The sequence below is a fragment of the Clavibacter vidaverae genome (assembly GCF_047529985.1).
In the GTDB taxonomy this organism is placed as follows: domain Bacteria; phylum Actinomycetota; class Actinomycetes; order Actinomycetales; family Microbacteriaceae; genus Clavibacter; species Clavibacter nebraskensis_A.
The window spans coordinates 1,327,477-1,343,344 of the sequence record NZ_JBLJAM010000001.1; the positions used below are offsets into that span (position 1 = coordinate 1,327,477).

General features: G+C 70.8%; 12 protein-coding genes. 8 read left to right on the top strand and 4 right to left on the bottom strand.

Translation table 11 applies throughout. The annotated features are described in order from the left end of the window. The first annotated feature begins 58 nt into the window (after window positions 1-58). The gene (locus tag ACMT9T_RS06120) at window positions 59-1,351 is read left to right on the top strand and encodes an endo-1,4-beta-xylanase (protein ID WP_414744703.1); all 1,293 of its coding nucleotides are present in this window, start codon (window positions 59-61) and stop codon (window positions 1,349-1,351) included. Window positions 1,352-1,489: 138 nt separating this feature from the next. Next, entirely contained in the window at window positions 1,490-3,229 is a 1,740-nt protein-coding gene (locus ACMT9T_RS06125; RefSeq protein ID WP_414744704.1) for a sensor histidine kinase, read from the top strand. A gap of 4 nt (window positions 3,230-3,233) precedes the next feature. Here ACMT9T_RS06125 and ACMT9T_RS06130 read toward each other — a convergent pair whose 3' ends face one another. Next, window positions 3,234-4,904: a lipopolysaccharide biosynthesis protein gene (locus ACMT9T_RS06130; protein WP_414744705.1), complete on the bottom strand. Its 1,671-nt coding sequence runs from the start codon at window positions 4,902-4,904 to the stop codon at window positions 3,234-3,236. A 198-nt stretch (window positions 4,905-5,102) separates the two neighbouring features. After that, window positions 5,103-6,152 carry a glycosyltransferase family protein gene (locus ACMT9T_RS06135; protein ID WP_414744706.1) on the bottom strand — a complete coding sequence of 350 codons (1,050 nt, stop codon included), beginning with the start codon at window positions 6,150-6,152 and terminating at the stop codon, window positions 5,103-5,105. 138 nt (window positions 6,153-6,290) lie between these two features. Between ACMT9T_RS06135 and ACMT9T_RS06140 the strand changes: the two genes are divergently transcribed. Beyond that, window positions 6,291-8,231: a glycosyltransferase gene (locus ACMT9T_RS06140; protein WP_414744707.1), complete on the top strand. Its 1,941-nt coding sequence runs from the start codon at window positions 6,291-6,293 to the stop codon at window positions 8,229-8,231. A gap of 187 nt (window positions 8,232-8,418) precedes the next feature. Then, on the top strand, window positions 8,419-9,063 hold the full coding sequence (locus ACMT9T_RS06145; RefSeq protein WP_414744708.1) for a hypothetical protein: 645 nt from the start codon (window positions 8,419-8,421) through the stop codon (window positions 9,061-9,063). A gap of 489 nt (window positions 9,064-9,552) precedes the next feature. Here ACMT9T_RS06145 and ACMT9T_RS06150 read toward each other — a convergent pair whose 3' ends face one another. Next, the gene (locus ACMT9T_RS06150; protein ID WP_414744709.1) at window positions 9,553-10,005 is read right to left on the bottom strand and encodes a MarR family winged helix-turn-helix transcriptional regulator; all 453 of its coding nucleotides are present in this window, start codon (window positions 10,003-10,005) and stop codon (window positions 9,553-9,555) included. Between the two features lie 182 nt (window positions 10,006-10,187). Beyond that, complete coding sequence (locus ACMT9T_RS06155) at window positions 10,188-12,407, bottom strand: MMPL family transporter (RefSeq protein ID WP_414744710.1); 2,220 nt, start codon at window positions 12,405-12,407, stop codon at window positions 10,188-10,190. 244 nt (window positions 12,408-12,651) lie between these two features. Between ACMT9T_RS06155 and ribB the strand changes: the two genes are divergently transcribed. The 4 genes from ribB to ACMT9T_RS06175 all read left to right on the top strand — a co-directional run bounded on the left by ribB (window position 12,652) and on the right by ACMT9T_RS06175 (window position 15,533). Further along, window positions 12,652-13,305, top strand: a complete 654-nt coding sequence (ribB, locus tag ACMT9T_RS06160; protein ID WP_414744711.1) for a 3,4-dihydroxy-2-butanone-4-phosphate synthase — start codon at window positions 12,652-12,654, stop codon at window positions 13,303-13,305. Between the two features lie 76 nt (window positions 13,306-13,381). Next, a complete protein-coding gene (locus ACMT9T_RS06165) occupies window positions 13,382-14,515 on the top strand; it encodes a 1-acyl-sn-glycerol-3-phosphate acyltransferase (RefSeq protein WP_414744712.1) in 1,134 nt (377 codons plus the stop codon). A gap of 41 nt (window positions 14,516-14,556) precedes the next feature. After that, a complete protein-coding gene (locus ACMT9T_RS06170; protein ID WP_414744713.1) occupies window positions 14,557-15,120 on the top strand; it encodes a hypothetical protein in 564 nt (187 codons plus the stop codon). Next, window positions 15,117-15,533: an SRPBCC family protein gene (locus ACMT9T_RS06175; protein WP_414744714.1), complete on the top strand. Its 417-nt coding sequence runs from the start codon at window positions 15,117-15,119 to the stop codon at window positions 15,531-15,533. Before ACMT9T_RS06170 ends, ACMT9T_RS06175 begins: the two co-directional genes overlap by 4 nt. Window positions 15,534-15,868: the final 335 nt, after the last annotated feature.

Below are 15,868 nucleotides of genomic sequence, written 5' to 3' on the forward strand. Positions count from 1 at the left end.
TGCCGCTCGACGGCGGAGGGACGCCGGGCGCGTGGCGCCGACCCCTCGAGAGGGACCCATGCCCGCCACGCCATCCGCCTCCCGCCGCCCGACCGCGATCCCCGACGCCCGCCGGGCCGACGCGGTGATCACCGTCCGCGGCGCCGACGGGCAGCCGCTCGCCCACCAGGACGTCGTCGTCGAGCAGGCCCGGCAGGACATCGCGTTCGGCAACATCGGCTTCGACCTCATCCCGCTCGCGAACGGCGAGACGGATCCGGACGAGGCGGGCATCGAGTCCTTCGGCGGCGCCGGGCTCGAGGGCCTGGAGCGGCTCGCCGAGCAGTGGCTCGGGGTGTTCGACACGGCCACGCTCCCCTTCTACTGGGGCCGCTTCGAGCCCGTGCGCGGGAAGCCCGACACCGAGCGGCTCCTCACGACCGCACGCTGGCTGCGCGAGCGCGGGATCGACGTGAAGGGGCACCCGCTCGTCTGGCACACGGTCACGGCGCCGTGGCTGCTCGACCTTCCGCTCGACGAGGTGGAGCGCGTGCAGCGGGAGCGGATCCGGCGCGACGTCGGCGACTTCACCGGGCTCATCGACACATGGGACGCCATCAACGAGGCCGTGATCATGCCCGTGTTCGACCGCGAGGACAACGGGATCACCCGGCTCGCGGCGGCGCGCGGCCGGCTCGCCATGGTGCGCATGGCCTTCGAGGAGGCGCGCGCCGCGAACCCCGCGGCGACCCTGATCCTCAACGACTTCGACCTCTCCCCCGCCTACGAGGAGCTCATCGAGGAGGTGATCGGCGCGGGCATCGAGGTGGACGCGATCGGCCTGCAGACCCACATGCACCAGGGGTACCGCGGCGAGGAGCAGGTGCTCGGGATCGTCGACCGGTTCGCGCGGTTCGGGCTGCCGATCCACATGACCGAGACGACGCTGCTCTCCGGCGACCCCATGCCGCCCGAGATCACCGACCTCAACGACTACCGCGTCACGAGCTGGCCGTCCACGCCCGCGGGCGAGGAGCGGCAGACGGAGGAGATCGAACGGCACTACCGGTCGCTGGTGGGGCACCCGGCCGTCACGGCGATCACCTACTGGGGCCTCACCGACGACGGGATGTGGCTGGGCGCGCCCGGTGGACTGGTGCGCGCGGACGGCACGCCGAAGCCCTCGTACGACGCGCTCCGGCGGTTGATCCGCGAGGAGTGGTGGCTCGCGCCGACGACCGTGCGGACGGACGCCGAGGGCCGCGCGCGCGTCACGGCGTTCGCGGGCGACGTGCGGGTGGAGCACGCGGGGCGGGCGGCCGTCGTGGCGGTCGCGGCCGGCGCCTCGGAGGCGGTCGCGACCTTGGGGTAGGGGCGTGCGGCCCAGGCCGGCATCCGCGCACCGTACCGGCCGCGACACCCGCCCGGGCCGCTCCTAGGATGTGGCGGAGGCGCGCCGCCCCGCCGCACCGGGGTCGTCGGGGACGCGGAGCCCGGTTCGGGGGAGATCATGACGCGTGCCGTCGAGCCGACCGCCGTCGCGCACCCCCGCCTGCACCGCGTGATCCGCGGCCTCATCGCCGCCGTCGTGCTCGCGAACCTCGTCTACCTCGCGGGGCTGCTCCTGCCCGGCGACCCCGCGAGCCCGGTCATCGACGTCGGGCTCTCGCTCGCCGCCCAGTGGCTCCCGGTCGTCGTGTTCTGGCTCGTCGCGGCGCGGACCCGGCTCGCGCGCGCGGAGGTCGTGCTCGCCGCGGCGGCCGTGACCTCGAACGCCGCCGGCGACACGATCTACGCGATCGGCATGGACGCGTCGGGCGTGCTGTCCTCCCCCTCCGTCGCCGACGTCGCGTACCTCCTCTTCTACCCGCTGATGCTGGCCGCCCTCGTCGTGCTCGTCCGGCGCCGCTCGCGCCGCGCGACGAACGCCGTCTTCCTCGACGCAGGGCTCGCCGTCCTCGGCTCCGCCGCCGTGCTGGCCGTGGTGCTCGGTCCGGTCCTCTCGGACGCTACGAGCGGCGCGACCGTCCTCGACGGCACCATCGACGCCCTGTACCCCGCCTTCGACATCGTGCTCGTGGCCGTGGTCGTGGGCATCGGCGCCTCGCCGGTCCTCCGGCTGGGGCCGCGCTGGCAGTCCCTGGTCGTCGGGCTCCTCGCCATCACGGGCGCCGACATCGCCTACGCGCTGCTCGACCACGAGGGCGCGTACGCGGACGGGACCCCGCTCGACGTCGTCTGGACCGCCGGGATCGCGTGCCTCGCCCTGTGGGTGGAGGGCGTGGACCGCGCGCCGGCCGACGCCGCGGAGCCCGTCCGGCCGGGCGCGCGGCTGCTGCCCGTCCCCGCGGTCGCGGTGCTCGCGGGTCTCGGCGTGCTCCTCGTCGCGACGGCGATGCCCGTCCCGCCGCTCGCGCTGGTCCTGGCCGCGAGCACGGTCGCGCTCGCGGCGCTGCCGGTCATGTTCCGCCAGGCCATGCTCACGCGCACGCTCGACGGCCAGGAGCTCGTCGTCGCCCGGCTGGAGGCGCTCGACCGGTCGAAGAGCGACATCATCGGCACCGTGAGCCACGAGATGCGCACGCCGCTCACCTCCATCTCCGGCTACGTGGAGCTGGTCCTCGACGGCGAGGGGGGCGAGGTCCCCGACGACGCGAAGGACATGCTGCGGGTCGTCGACCGCAACGCGCGGCGGCTCCAGTCGCTCGTGGCCGACATGCTGATGATGACGCGACTGGACTCGGGCGAGCCTCCCGCCCGGGAGCCGATCGACATCGCGACGCTGGTCTCCGGGGCCGCGGCGTCCCTCCGCCCGTACGCCGACGCGCGCGACGTGGAGCTGGCGGTGGGCGGCGCCCCCGCGGCGACCGTCGACGGGGACGCGGGGCAGCTGGAGCGGGTGCTCACCAACGTGGTCGAGAACGCGGTGAAGTTCACGCCCGCGGGCGGCACCGTGACCGTCGACGTGCACCCGGCCACCGGTCCCACGGGACGCCCCGCGGTGATGGTCGTCGTGGCCGACACCGGCATGGGGATCCCGGCCGACGCGCTCCCCCACGTGTTCGACCGCTTCTTCCGCGCCGCCAACGCGCAGAGCGAGGTGGTCCCGGGCACGGGCCTCGGCCTCGCGATCGTGCGGGAGATCGTGCAGGCGCACGGCGGGGAGGTCACCGTCTCCTCCGTCCTCGGCGAGGGGACGACCTTCCGCATCGCGCTCGCCGCGCGGAAGGGCGCGGGCGCGCGCGGCTGACGGGTCAGGAGGGGACGCGGGCGCCGTCGGGCGCGTCCGCGGCGTCGCGCGCGGGATCGACGGTCACGGGACCGGCCGCGGGCGGCGGCGCGGCACCGCTCCCCCGCCGCGCCTTCGGGAGCACGCGCGCGAGGTCGAGCACCCCGCGCACGTCGCGATTCACCGCCGGGACGAGCGCGACGGCGAGCGCGTAGAGCACCGCGGCCGTGCCCACGCCCGCGAGGAGCTGCAGCACGTCGGATCCGGTGTCGACGAGGGCCAGCAGCGCGCCGGTCGCGACGCTGACGCCGCCCACGACGCCGATGATCCGCAGCGCGCCCATGTAGAGGCGGCGCGTGGGGATCGGGGCCTTGCGCGACAGCCACCAGAGCGAGATCGGCCAGCAGATGGCGGGCGCGGCCGCGTAGCCGGCCGCGATGCCGACGATGCCGCCGGTCGACCCGACGAGGATGCAGCTGACCTTGATCACGGCGCTCAGCAGCGAGAACCGGAACAGGTCGCCCGTGAGCCCGCGCGAGACGTAGACCCAGTAGCCGACGAAGGCGAGGGTGTCGAAGATCCCCGCGATGGCGAGCAGGCGGAGGATCGGCGCGACGCTGTCCCACTGCGGGCCGAGGAAGACCGCGGTGATCGGCACGGCGGTGGCCGCGACGAGGCCGAGGCCCGCGCCGAGCGTGTAGCCGAGGGCGAGCTGGCCGCGCGCCACGTAGTCGGCGAAGCGGCGCTGCTCGTCCGCGAGGCGCGAGAGCACGGGGATCGCGACCGTGGTGAGGGGGCTGCGGATCTGCGCGAGCGGCGTCATCAGCAGCTGGAACGCGCGGTTGTAGATGCCGAGCGACCCGGCGCCGAAGCGGAGGCCGACCAGGAAGGTGTCGATGTTGTTGCTCACGTAGCCGACCATCTGGCTCGAGACCATGTTCCAGCCGAAGCGCAGCAGCGGGCCCATGGGCTCCCCGCGACGCGGGAGGCGCGGGATCCACCGGGCGAAGCCGACCGCGAGGCCGAGCAGCACGAGCGTCTGCGTGAGCTGCTGCGCGACGAGCGCCCAGTAGCCCCAGCCGAGGAGGGCGCCGCCGATCGCGACGAGGAGCGCGACCGCGGGCGCGGTGACGTCGGCGGTCGCGAGCGCCCGGAAGCGGAGGCTGCGGGTGAGGCTCGCGCGGTACTGCGTCGCGAGGCCGTTGAACACGAACGTGAGGCTCAGGGCGTGCGCGATGGGGATCAGCTCGTCGTGGCCGAAGACCGCCGCGAGCGGCCAGGCGGCGCAGAACACGAGGGCGGCGAGGACGAGGCCGATGCCCGCGTTGATCCACCAGAGGTTGTCGCGCTGGCCACGGCTGAGGTCGCGCGCCTGGATCGCCGCGTTGGAGAGGCCGAAGTCGCGGAAGATCTCGCCGATGCCGATGATCGCGAGGACCATCGCCAGCAGGCCGTAGTCGGTGGGCGTGAGCAGGCGGGCGAGGACGACGACGGACGCGACCTGGATGAGGATGCGGACGAGCTGCGCGCCGATCGTGACGATGGCGCCGCGGGCCGCGCGGGCGCCGAGGCCCTGCGTGGCGGCGGGCGGCGCGTCGACTGTCGCGGCTGCGCTAGCCGCGGGGTCGCCGGCGGATGCGGCGCGGGGGTCGCCGGCGGACGCGGCGCGGGGGTCGCCGGGCAGGGCGGGGGGCATGGGGCTCCGTCGTCGGGTCGAGGAGGGGGTGGCGATCGGGTCCGCTGCGGGTGACAGCCGGATCGCCGCGAGCTCGGGTGCGGGTGCGGGTGGGACCGCCGGGTACGCGATCCGTGCGCCAGCGTACGCGACGGGCGGCGCGGCGATCAGCCCCAGAACGCGGGGGCCGCGCAGCGCGGGTCAGCCTGGTGGTGCGCGTCAGGCCCTCTCGACCCCACGGCGGATCCGCAGCGCGCGGCGGTACGCAGACGCGTGCGCGGTGCCCGCCCGGTCCCAGTCGCGGCCCGCGAGGTCGGGCGACGCCGAGCGCGCGCCCGTGCGCACGGCCTCGGTGGCGCCGAGCAGCTCGTCGGGGGTCAGGTCGCCGGCGAACAGGTGGATCCAGCCCGGACCGACCTCCTCGGCGAGCGCGCGGTTGACCTCGTTGTCGGGCACGAGCACGGGCCGGTCGAGCGAGAGCGCCGCGAGCGTGCCGCCCGAGTTGTGCATGAACCGGTATGGCAGCACGACGAGCTCGGAGGAGGTGACGACCTCCACGAGCTCGGCGTCGGAGAGGAAGCGCAGGTCGAGCCGGATCCGGTCGTCGCCCGCGGCGAGCGCGCGGATCGTGTCGGCCAGGTCCTCGGTGGACGGGTTGCCGCCGATGCGCAGCGACAGGTCGGCGCCCGCGTCGCCTGCGCCGCGGAACGACGCGACGAGCTGCTCGACGCCCTTGTACCGGCGGACCAGGCCGACGTAGCCGAGCCGGCCGGGCACGGCCTCCTCGCGCGGCTGGTCGCGGAACCAGTCGCGGTAGTGGCCGTGCAGGACCGTCGCGTGCGGCTGGTCGGCGGGGATCCCCGTGAGGGGGTTCACGCGGATCCGCAGCGTCGTCATCCGCTCCATGACCGCGAGCAGCAGGGACTCGCGCCGGCTGATGCCCTGCGGCCGCTCGAGGTTGTGCACGGTGCGGACGATCGGGATCCGACGGAGCGTCAGCTTGGCGAGGAGCGCGACCGTGAGCGCCTGGCGCACGGCCTTCTTCAGGGGGCTGTGCCCGTCGACGAGGATCTCGGGCCAGTGCACGTGGAAGACGTCGTAGCGACCGAGGAGCGCGGTGCGCCAGCTGAAGTGCAGCGGGCGGACGCCGGGGGTCGAGGCGAGCGCGCGGCCGAGCATCACGATGTACGGGTTCGTCGTGGGACGCGGCGCCTGCGAGGACTGGAGGACCACGAGGTCGCGGCCGGGCGGACGGGAGGGGACGGTCATGGCGCTCCTGGGCGGGCGACCGGCGGCGGGGCGTCGGGCGCGCCCACGTGGTCATCGGTCGAGGAAATAGACTATGCCACCACTCGCCCGTACCCGCGGTCGAGGCCCCGCCTCGTGCGCCCGACCGATGGGATGCCCATGCCCCGCCCCGCCCTGCTCGCCGTCGTGGTCGTGAACTACGGATCCGCCGACCTCGTGCGCGAGAACGTCCTGCCGCTCGTGGAGCGCCTCGACGACGCGCTGCTCGTGGTCGTCGACAACCGCACGACCGACGCGGAGCGGGAGCGTGTGCGCGAGCTCGCCGCCCATCCGTCGACGCGCGTGCACGGCGTCTACCCCGACGGCAACACGGGCTTCGGGACGGGCATGAACATCGGGGTGGCGGCGGCGCGCGAGCTCGGCGCGCGCGAGTTCCTGCTGCTCAACCCGGACGCGACCATCGAGCCCGACCAGCTGGCCGTGCTGCGCGACGCGGTGGCCGCGGACCCCCTCGCGCTCGTGGCCCCGCTCATCCTCCGGCCGGACGGCAGCACGTGGTTCCGCGGGTCGGACCTGTACCTCGCCGACGGCCGGATCCGCGGCGCCGCCCGCCGTGCGCAGCACCCGGGCCAGGCGGTCGAGCCGTGGCTGACGGGCGCGTGCCTGCTCGTGACCGACGAGCTGTGGACCCGGGTCGGCGGCTTCTCCGACGACTACTTCCTCTACTGGGAGGACGTGGACCTGTCGCGCAAGGTCGTTGAGGCCGGCGGATCCTTGCGCGTCGTGGAGGAGGCCGTGGCCGTGCACGCGGAGGGCGGCACGCAGAGCGCCGGCCACGCGAGCGCGGGCCAGGCGAAGTCGGGCACGTACTACTACCACAACGTCCGCAACCGGCTGCTCTACGGGGCCCGCCACCTCGACGCCGCGGCGCTGCGCCGGTGGCGGCTGCTCACGCCCGTGATCGCGTACGAGGTGCTGCTCCAGGGCGGTCGGCGGCAGTTCGCGCACCCGGTGGCGCCCGTGTCGGCGGCCGTGCGCGGGATCGTCGACGGGTACCGGCTCTCCGGCGGCTGGCGCGCGGTGCCGTCGCCCGCGCCGACCGCTGCGCCCGCCGGGTCCGGTCCGGCCGCCGCACCCGCCGCGTCGCTCGTCGTCGCGATCCTCACCTACCGCCGGCCGGACGACATCCGCGCCGTGCTGCCGCTCGTCGCCGCGCAGGCCGCGGAGCTGCGCGAGGCCGCGGAGGCCGACCCGACGCTCCCGCGCTCCGTGCGGATCGTCGTGGTCGACAACGACCCCGCGGGCGGCGCCGGCGCGGCCGTGGAGGACGCCGCGGCCGACTCCCCCGCGCCGATCGCCTACGTGCACGAGCCCACGCCGGGCATCTCGGCGGCCCGGAACCGCGCGCTCGACGCGGCCGGGGCCGACGACCTGCTCGTGTTCCTCGACGACGACGAGCGGCCGGATCCGGGCTGGCTCGCCGCCCTCGTCCGCGCCCGCCAGGCCACCGGCAGCGCGGGCGTCGCGGGTCCCGTGCGCAGCGAGTACGAGGTCGAGCCCGACGCGTGGGTGCGCGCGGGCGGGTTCTTCACGCGTCGCCGCCCCGCCACGGGCGCACGCCTCGAGGTCGCCGCGACCAACAACCTCCTGCTCGACCTGCGCGCCGTGCGCGCGGCCGGCCTCCGCTTCGACGTGGACCTCGGCACGCAGGGCGGCGAGGACACGCTCTTCACCCGCCAGCTCGTCGCGTCCGGCGGGCTCCTCACCTGGTGCGCGGAGGCGGGCGTCGTCGACGTCGTGCCGCGCACCCGGACGACCCGTCGCTGGGTCGTGCTCCGCGCGTTCAGCAGCGGCAACTCGTGGAGCCTGACGTCCGTGGCGCTCGCGCCCGCCGTGCCCGCCGACCGGATCCGGGTCCGCGCCGGGGCAACGGCGCGCGGGCTGGCGCGCGCGCTCGGCGGCACCGGCCGGATCGCCGCGGGCGTCGTGACCGGCAGCCTCGCGCACCGCGCGAAGGGCACCCGCACGCTCGCGCGCGGCGCCGGCATGGTCGCGGGGGCGCTCGGCTGGTCGTACCAGGAGTACGCGCGGCGCGACTGAGCGGATCCGCGCGCACCCCTCCCCTGGACGGGGGTCTCGTCGGCACGCGGTGCCGGACGTACGATGCGAGGGCAGAAGACCCGGAATCCTGCGTCGGTCGACCACCCATCGCCCGCCCGCCCCGCGCCGCCGACCCGCCCTGGTCGTCGGGCCCGTCTTCCGCCGTACCCGACGAGCGAAGAAGGCCATGCCCGCACCCGAGAGCACCCCGTCCGACCTGCGCCCGCGCCGCGAGCGCCGTCGTAGCCGCCGCACCACCGTCGCCGTGATCGGCGCCGCCTCCGTCTTGACCGTCGCCGCCGTGGTCGGCACGGTCGTGGTGAACGGATCCGGATCCGACGCGCCCGCGGCCGCCGCCGACACCAAGGACTGGTCGGAGGTCGCCCCCACCGCGGGCGCCACCGAGGCCCCCGCCCCGCTCCCGGACGGCGACACGCGCGCGCTCGGCCAGGAGGTCGCGACCACGGTCGGCCTCGACGAGACCGCGACGTTCCCCGGGTCGATCCAGGCGCGCATCGTCGCGGTCACCCCGACCACCACGGACGGCGGTCGCGTGGGCGAGCTGAGCGGCGACGCAGTCGACGTGCGGCTCGAGCTCGTGAACGTCACGGGCGAGGCCGTCGCGGTCGACGCCGTGACCGTGAACGTCTTCTACGGCGCCGCCCGCACGCCCGCCACGCCCGCCGACTCCGACACCGTGATCCGCGGCTCGCTCGAGCCCGGCGCCTCCGCCACCGGCGACTACGTGTACAGCGTGCCGGCCGCGTCCGCCGACGCGATCAGCGTGGTCGTGGCGCGCGACGCCGGGTCGCCGGTGGTCGTGTTCCAGTAGGGGCGACGCGGCCATCCGGAGTCGCCGATCGTGAAGGAGCGCCGCACAATGGCACTTCTCCGCCATATCCTCGCCACCGTGTTGCCCGGGTATGGGCCGAGTACTCGACGGCATCGGGTCAAGTGACGATCAGCTAGAGCGCGCCCGCGTCCTCGAGGACGGATGGACGTCCGAGCACTGGATGGAGTTCGCCGGTCTCTCCCCCGAGCTGAGCAGACGCGACGCCCAACTCGTCATGGACGCCTTGGAGATCTTTTGGGTCACCGGGCACAGCATGAGAACGCCCGAAAATCGGAGAGTGTCTTTCGACGAGCGCAGCGCTCACACCGCCACCCGACATGGCTCCGACCTCAACGACTCGTCGGAGAGGCCCATCAGTTGTGCGCCAGCGAGCCGGGTATCGAGCGGAGGCCCGACTTCGTTTACGTATCCGGGGCGGAGTACTCGGCTCGTAGAGCGGTTCCGCATCGCGACGGTGTGACTGCGTCGTCAGGGAAGTCGAGTGCGCGACTCGGCGAACCGTCGGTCGAGGACGGCTCCACTCTCGGTCCCCGCGAGGTAGCCGCGTAAGGCGTTGACGAGCCCCTGAACGTCGCTGGCCTTGAACATCTTCATTGCTCCGTCGTCGAATGCACGGTCGATCTCTAGGAGGCGTGGAACGAGATCCTGTCCCTCGTTGGTAAGGGACAACGCCACGGCACGGCGGTCCTTGGCGTCGACGGAGCGTTCGACGAGTCCTCTTCGGACGAGAGTGTCGACGATACGGCTAGGACTCGCTGTCTCGCAGACGATCAGTTCTCCGAGTTCTCGGAGGGTGATGGGACCGTACTTCGACAAGACGAGGATGATCTCGAACTGCGAGGCGGTCAGGCCGAGGTCGCTGAGGTCTCTGTTGAGAGCGCGGTTGCCTTCTCGTTGCGCGGCGAGGACGAGATAACGCAATTCGTATTGTGCGAGCGATGGTGCTGAGGTGTGAGTCGGCTTTACTAGTGAGGTCACGTCGTGATCCAGTCGTTACGGGGGTGCGGTTGCGTGCTACCGCACCTTATCTTGGCAGTTCGTGCGCTGAGGGGGCCTACGTCGTCAATGGCGTGGGCCCCCTGAGCGTGTGAGGCCGTTGTCTGCTAGACGCCGACCAGATCGTCGTTCGGTCGTACTGCTTCGGCGGGGCTGCCCGAGGCTGCGGTGGTGGCCGATGCCGGCGGTGCAGCCGACGCCCGCTTGGTGCCGAAGGCTCGTGGACCGATCGCTCGGAGCACGCTCGGCATGACGATCATGCGGATGACGACCGCGTCGAGCGCGACAGCGATGGCCAGGCCAATGCCGATCTCACGGACGATGCTGATTTGTGCGGTCATGAAGGACAGGAACACGGCGATCATGATGATCGCGGCGCTGTTGATCATGCTCCTGGTGCGGTGAGCGCCGGCCAGCACTGCCTGCTCGTATGGCATCCCCGATCGGTAGAGCTCTCGCATGCGGGACATGATGATCACCATGTAGTCCATGCTCAGTCCGAACATCACCGCGAACAGCAGGATGGGGGTGACGGAGTTGAGCGGATCGTCTGACGTCGCCTGCTGAATCAGCGTGAGCGCGCCGACGCTCGCTCCGACGACGAGCAAGTTGAACAGCAGCGCTAGCGCGGGCAGGATCGCGGAACGCCATGCGAAGGCCAGCATGATGAACGTGAGCAGGATCACGAGCCCGAGGATGAGTGGGATGCTCTGGACCAGCGTGGTGTCGAAGTCGTAGCCCTGGGCCGTCGCTCCTGTCACTGCCACGTCGACGTTGGAGTCGAGTGCAGTCGGCAGGTTGGAGCGAATGTCAGCGACAAGTTCGTGGGCGCTCACGGAGTCCGGGCCATCGGTCGTGATGGTCAGGAGACGTGCCGTAATCGTGTCGCCGTCAGTGCTCCAGAGCTGACGAAGATCCTCAGGGAGCGCAGGCTGGGCCAGCGCGGCAGTGAGCTGCTCAGGAGGTAGCCCGATGGTGCTGATGGAGGTGACGCTGTCGACACCGGCTCGGTCGGTCAGCCAAGAGCTGGCGCGATCGACGTCGGTGATGGCGTCGGCGGTCGACGTGGTCTTGGGCATTGTCAGTACGACGTCGACGGGGAAGAGGTCTTCCTGACCTACCCGCTGCTCCAGCGTTTCGAGGCCCTGCCTGGCGGGGTCGGATGCGGGGAGGACTGTGGCGCTTGCAACGGGTGACTGGAGAGAGAGGCCGCTGACGGGGATGGCGCAGGCCGCGAGGACGACTACCCCAGCGACACCCACAAGCCCCGGGCGTCGGATCTTCGTGGTCTCCGTCGACTTCACGGTGCTGGATGAGGCGTTCTTGAGGAACGGGACCTGCAGGCGGTTGATGCGTGCTCCCAGGAGCGTGAGCGCAGCGGGCAGTACCACCATGGTGATGAAGAGTGCGACGATCGAGACGACGATGCCGCCGAGCGCGATGCTGGTGAGAGCCATGACCCGGGGAATCAGGAGCGCTGCCAAGGCGAGTACGACTGCGATGCCGCTGAACAGCACCGAGTGCCCTGCGGTGGCCATGGCGATCTGTACGGCCTGTGTTGTCGTCTTACCAGCGTCGAGCTCTTCGCGGAAGCGCTTGATGATGAACAACGAGTAGTCGACTGCGACTGCGAGGCCGATCATCGACACGATGTTCGTGTACAGGTTCGAGACCTCAGTGAACTGCGTGGCAACGTATCCGATGCCAAGGCTGATGACTAGCGATGATCCCGCGACAAGGAGCGGGAGCAGTGCGGCGATGACGGACCGGAACACGAGCAGCAGCACGATGATCAGCAGCGGAGCAACGATCAGCTCAGCCCGTAGCGCGTCGGCCTTCGAGTGTGCGTTGAGCTGGAAGTCCAGGGCCGGTTGGCCCGTCACGTAGATGTTCTCAGCCAGGCCCGAGTCGCTCATGCGTGCCTGGAGATCTGGCACGAGGTTCTGGACCGCCGTTCCGCTTCCATCGAAGCCGGCGATGAGCGCGGCCGTGCGACCGTCGGAGGAGATCAGCTCCGTGTTGGTAGCCGGAGTGAGGACGCTGTCTGCGCCCTCCTCCTCGAGGACTGCTGCCGTGTCGGAGATCGCAGCGTCCGAGAGCGCGCCCTCGCCGTCGAGGACGATGACCAGCTGGTTCGGGGACTCGCCGAACCTGTCCTGGACTACCTGCTGCGTCATGAGCGCTTCGGCGCGTGGGTTGGAGAAGCCGCCCCCTGACAGGGCTGCATCCAGACGGAGCGCCAAGATTCCCCCGATTACGAACAGAATCACCCAGGCGGCGATGACCGCCCGGGGGAACCGGGTGGATAGGGCAAGTACTCGTCTCATGGCGTCCTCTGTGTGGTCGTAATGTCTCGTGCATCGTCATACATGTTGTATCACGGATCTACATGCTACAACACGCGTGCCATGTTTCCTAGTTGGGGAAATTTCCACGATGTCCACTTGACCGAGCCGACTTGAGGGCATACTTTCGGCGTCATCACACCAGTTGCTGTCGCACTAGTTGCGGCGTCACCTAAACGGGGGACGCGTCCATGGGACCAGCACGTCACAACGAGGAGCCCGAGACATGACGTTGACAACCGACACCGCAGCCACCACATCCACTCCCCTGCTCGCACCCGCCGAGCTCGCCATCGCGGCGATCGCACGTGGGGAGATCGTCGTCGTGGTCGACGACGAGGACCGCGAGAACGAGGGCGATCTCATCATCGCCGCTGATCATGTGACGCCTGCCGCCATCAACTTCATGATCACCCACGGTCGAGGGCTTGTCTGCCTGACGCTGACGCGCGGCCGCGCCGCCGAGCTCGAACTCCCCCCGATGGTCCGCTACAACGAGGACCACATGGGGACCGCGTTCACCGTCAGCATCGACGCGACGCTCGCGCACGGGGTCACGACAGGGATCTCGGCCGCAGAGCGCGCGAAGACGATCTCCGTGGCCATGACCGGCGGCGCGACCGACCTTCAGCGTCCCGGGCATGTCTTCCCTCTGATCGCCCGTGACGGCGGCGTTCTCGAGCGTGTTGGTCACACCGAGGCGTCGGTGGATCTTGCTCGCGCGGCCGGCTGCCGACCCGCAGGAGTCATCGTCGAGATCATCGGCGAAGACGGCGAGATGCTGCGACGCGACGACCTGCGCACGTTCGCCGAGCAGCACCAGCTGGTCATGACCAGCATCGAGCTCCTGCGCGGCTATCTCGCCTCCCAGGTCGCCTGAGGTGGCGGTCGAGACGGCAGTCCGCGGCGTATCCCGGGCGTTCCTCGCAAGCCGCGTGCGTAGGCACCTCGTCTCCGTGGAAGGCCTGCATCACGTCCCGGCGGATGGGCCGTTCGTCCTGGTGCCAAACCACAGGAGCTACTTCGATCACATACTGATGATGATCGTCTCTGCTGCCGTGCGCACGCGCCCGATGTGGTTCCTCACCAAGCGAGAGACATTCGAACACACCATCGGGCGGATCTGGACAGAAGCCTGGTACGGCATACCTGTCGATAGGGACACCCCATCACCGGACACGCTGCGCACTGTGCAGCGCATCCTCCGCGGCGGAGATGCCCTCTGCGTCTACCCCGAAGGTACGAGAAACACCGGGCAGGACCTGCTCCCGTTCCGTCACGGAGCGTTTCGCTTTGCGCTGTCGGCTGGCGTCCCGGTCATCCCGGTCGGTATCTACGGGGCGGAGACCGTCCTCCCCAAGGGACGCCGCTGGTTCTGCCGCGAGGGACGAGTCAGCATTGCCTTCGGTGCACCCATCGAGATCGACCGCACCGCCGGTAAGAAGGCGGCGGCAGACGCGATGGCGGCCGGAGCGCGAAGCGCCATCCTCGACCTCGTCGGCCGAGCGGAGGAGGAGGCACATCGCGGACCGTCGTTGGTAGCCGCAGAAGCTGCCGGCGAAGCCCTCGAGCGACGCATCACTTCGGCGCTCGACGACGACGGCCGCTTGTCCGCGCAGGACTCCCGAAGCCTGCGCCTACTGGGTTCGCTTCTCTCGCCCATGGAGTCCAACCCGCACCACATCGCTGCCCAGAGAGCGCGTCTCGTCGGCCTGCGTCTTCTGCAACTTCCTCTTCCCGCGCGGATCGCACCAGCGTTGGCCGTCCGCCGTACCGTCGAGGCGGTGCTGCGCACTGATCCGGAACATCGAGACGCGAACTACCTCCTCGGCCGGTGGCACCTCAACATGCCTCGCGCTCTCGGCGCACGGCCGGATCGCGCCGTCCTGGCCTTCAAACGGAGCGCAGCGGCGTCCACTTCGGTCAACACCCGCGCCCTCACAGGGCTCGCTGACGCGTATATGGCACTAGGCGATCACGACCAGGCCTTCAGCACATTGACCGCCATCGTTGCCTCAAACCCAGCACCTCAGGGTCGCGAGATCGCCCGGATTGAACGCGCACGCAAACGCCTCACCGACGCCGGCTGAACCCGAGAGCCCACAGTCTCACCAGCAACAGGAGCATCACTATGACAGTCCCCAATCGCGAACGTAGCCTCATCATTCACGGGAACGTCGCCGTCGTGTTCGACGACCACTCAAGGATCCAGTGGCGCCGCACAGACACCGGCTGGGCCCTACTCGAGACATGGCCCAATGCCGCCGAGACGCAGCTCATCGACGCCCACCGCGAGAACGGCGGCTGTCTCCTGGTCATCAGTGACGGCCGTCCCATCGTCACGGATGCCCTCGCCAGCGAGTTGCCCTCTCATGTACACGAGCCGTCGGCAGCAGACGAACCGGTCCAGTTCCAGGTAGATCACTTCGACTGGCTCCCAGCAGACCTGCGGGCCCGGGGAGAAGCGTTCCTCGCCGAACAGCGGACCTACTGGGCCAGTCGACCGGCATTGCTACGTCCGCCTGTGTCCCTCGATACGGAAGACCCGTTCGACCCCCTCGCACGGGGAGGGCACGTCACCTTTGCAGTCGTCGCTCCCACCGTGTCCCGAAGCCAGATCGAACGCGACCTCATCCACTATCTCGAATTCATCGGTGCAGATCGTGCTGCCACGCGTCTCGAGGTACTCACGTGATCTACCGGTCATCTCGTATCGTCACCGGGACGCCGGATGCCGCCTTACGTGTGCTGCAAGACGCACGGCTTCTCGATGCGTGGAACCCGGCGCTCGGCCCGCTCGAACCCGCTGACCACGTCGCAACAGTCGGGCGACCATACGCGACGCTCATTCGCGGCCTCGTCCGAGCGACAGTCGTGTACGAGGAGGTCAGTATCGACCGCATGACGTACCGGCTGACGGCGCCAGGAGCATCGGAGTCCGGCACGTGGGATATCTCCCGGCTATCGGAGGACGAGATTCGCGTTACCCATACCTTCGAGCACCACGGCGTCCTGCTGGCGCTCATGCGACAGGCCTTTGCCTCCGTCGCGGCTTGGCGCCTCGATCGCTTCGAACAGGAACTCGCCGCACCGCACCTGACGCCTTAGGTGGCGCCGCCGAGCGAGACCGGTGCTCGGGCATAGGTTCCGGGGCTCTACCGACCTCACGGCAGATCCGTCATTCGCGTAAGCCTGAAGGGGGCAGGCCCGCCGGAGGACGGTGGTCGTCATCCCATAACCCCGGCAGGCAGCTGGACAAGAGACCACAGGCTCATCCTCAGCCGCAGGTAGTGAGGCGCGGTCGATCGCGGCCTGATCGGCGTCGCCGAGCGAGAGCGCGCACGTGTTCAGCACGTACTCGAAGCGGGTGACTTACAGGCATTCATGGCCGGCGGCGGAAGCCACGTCATCGGCCCCTGGTCCCACTTCGCCTCGTTCGTCGG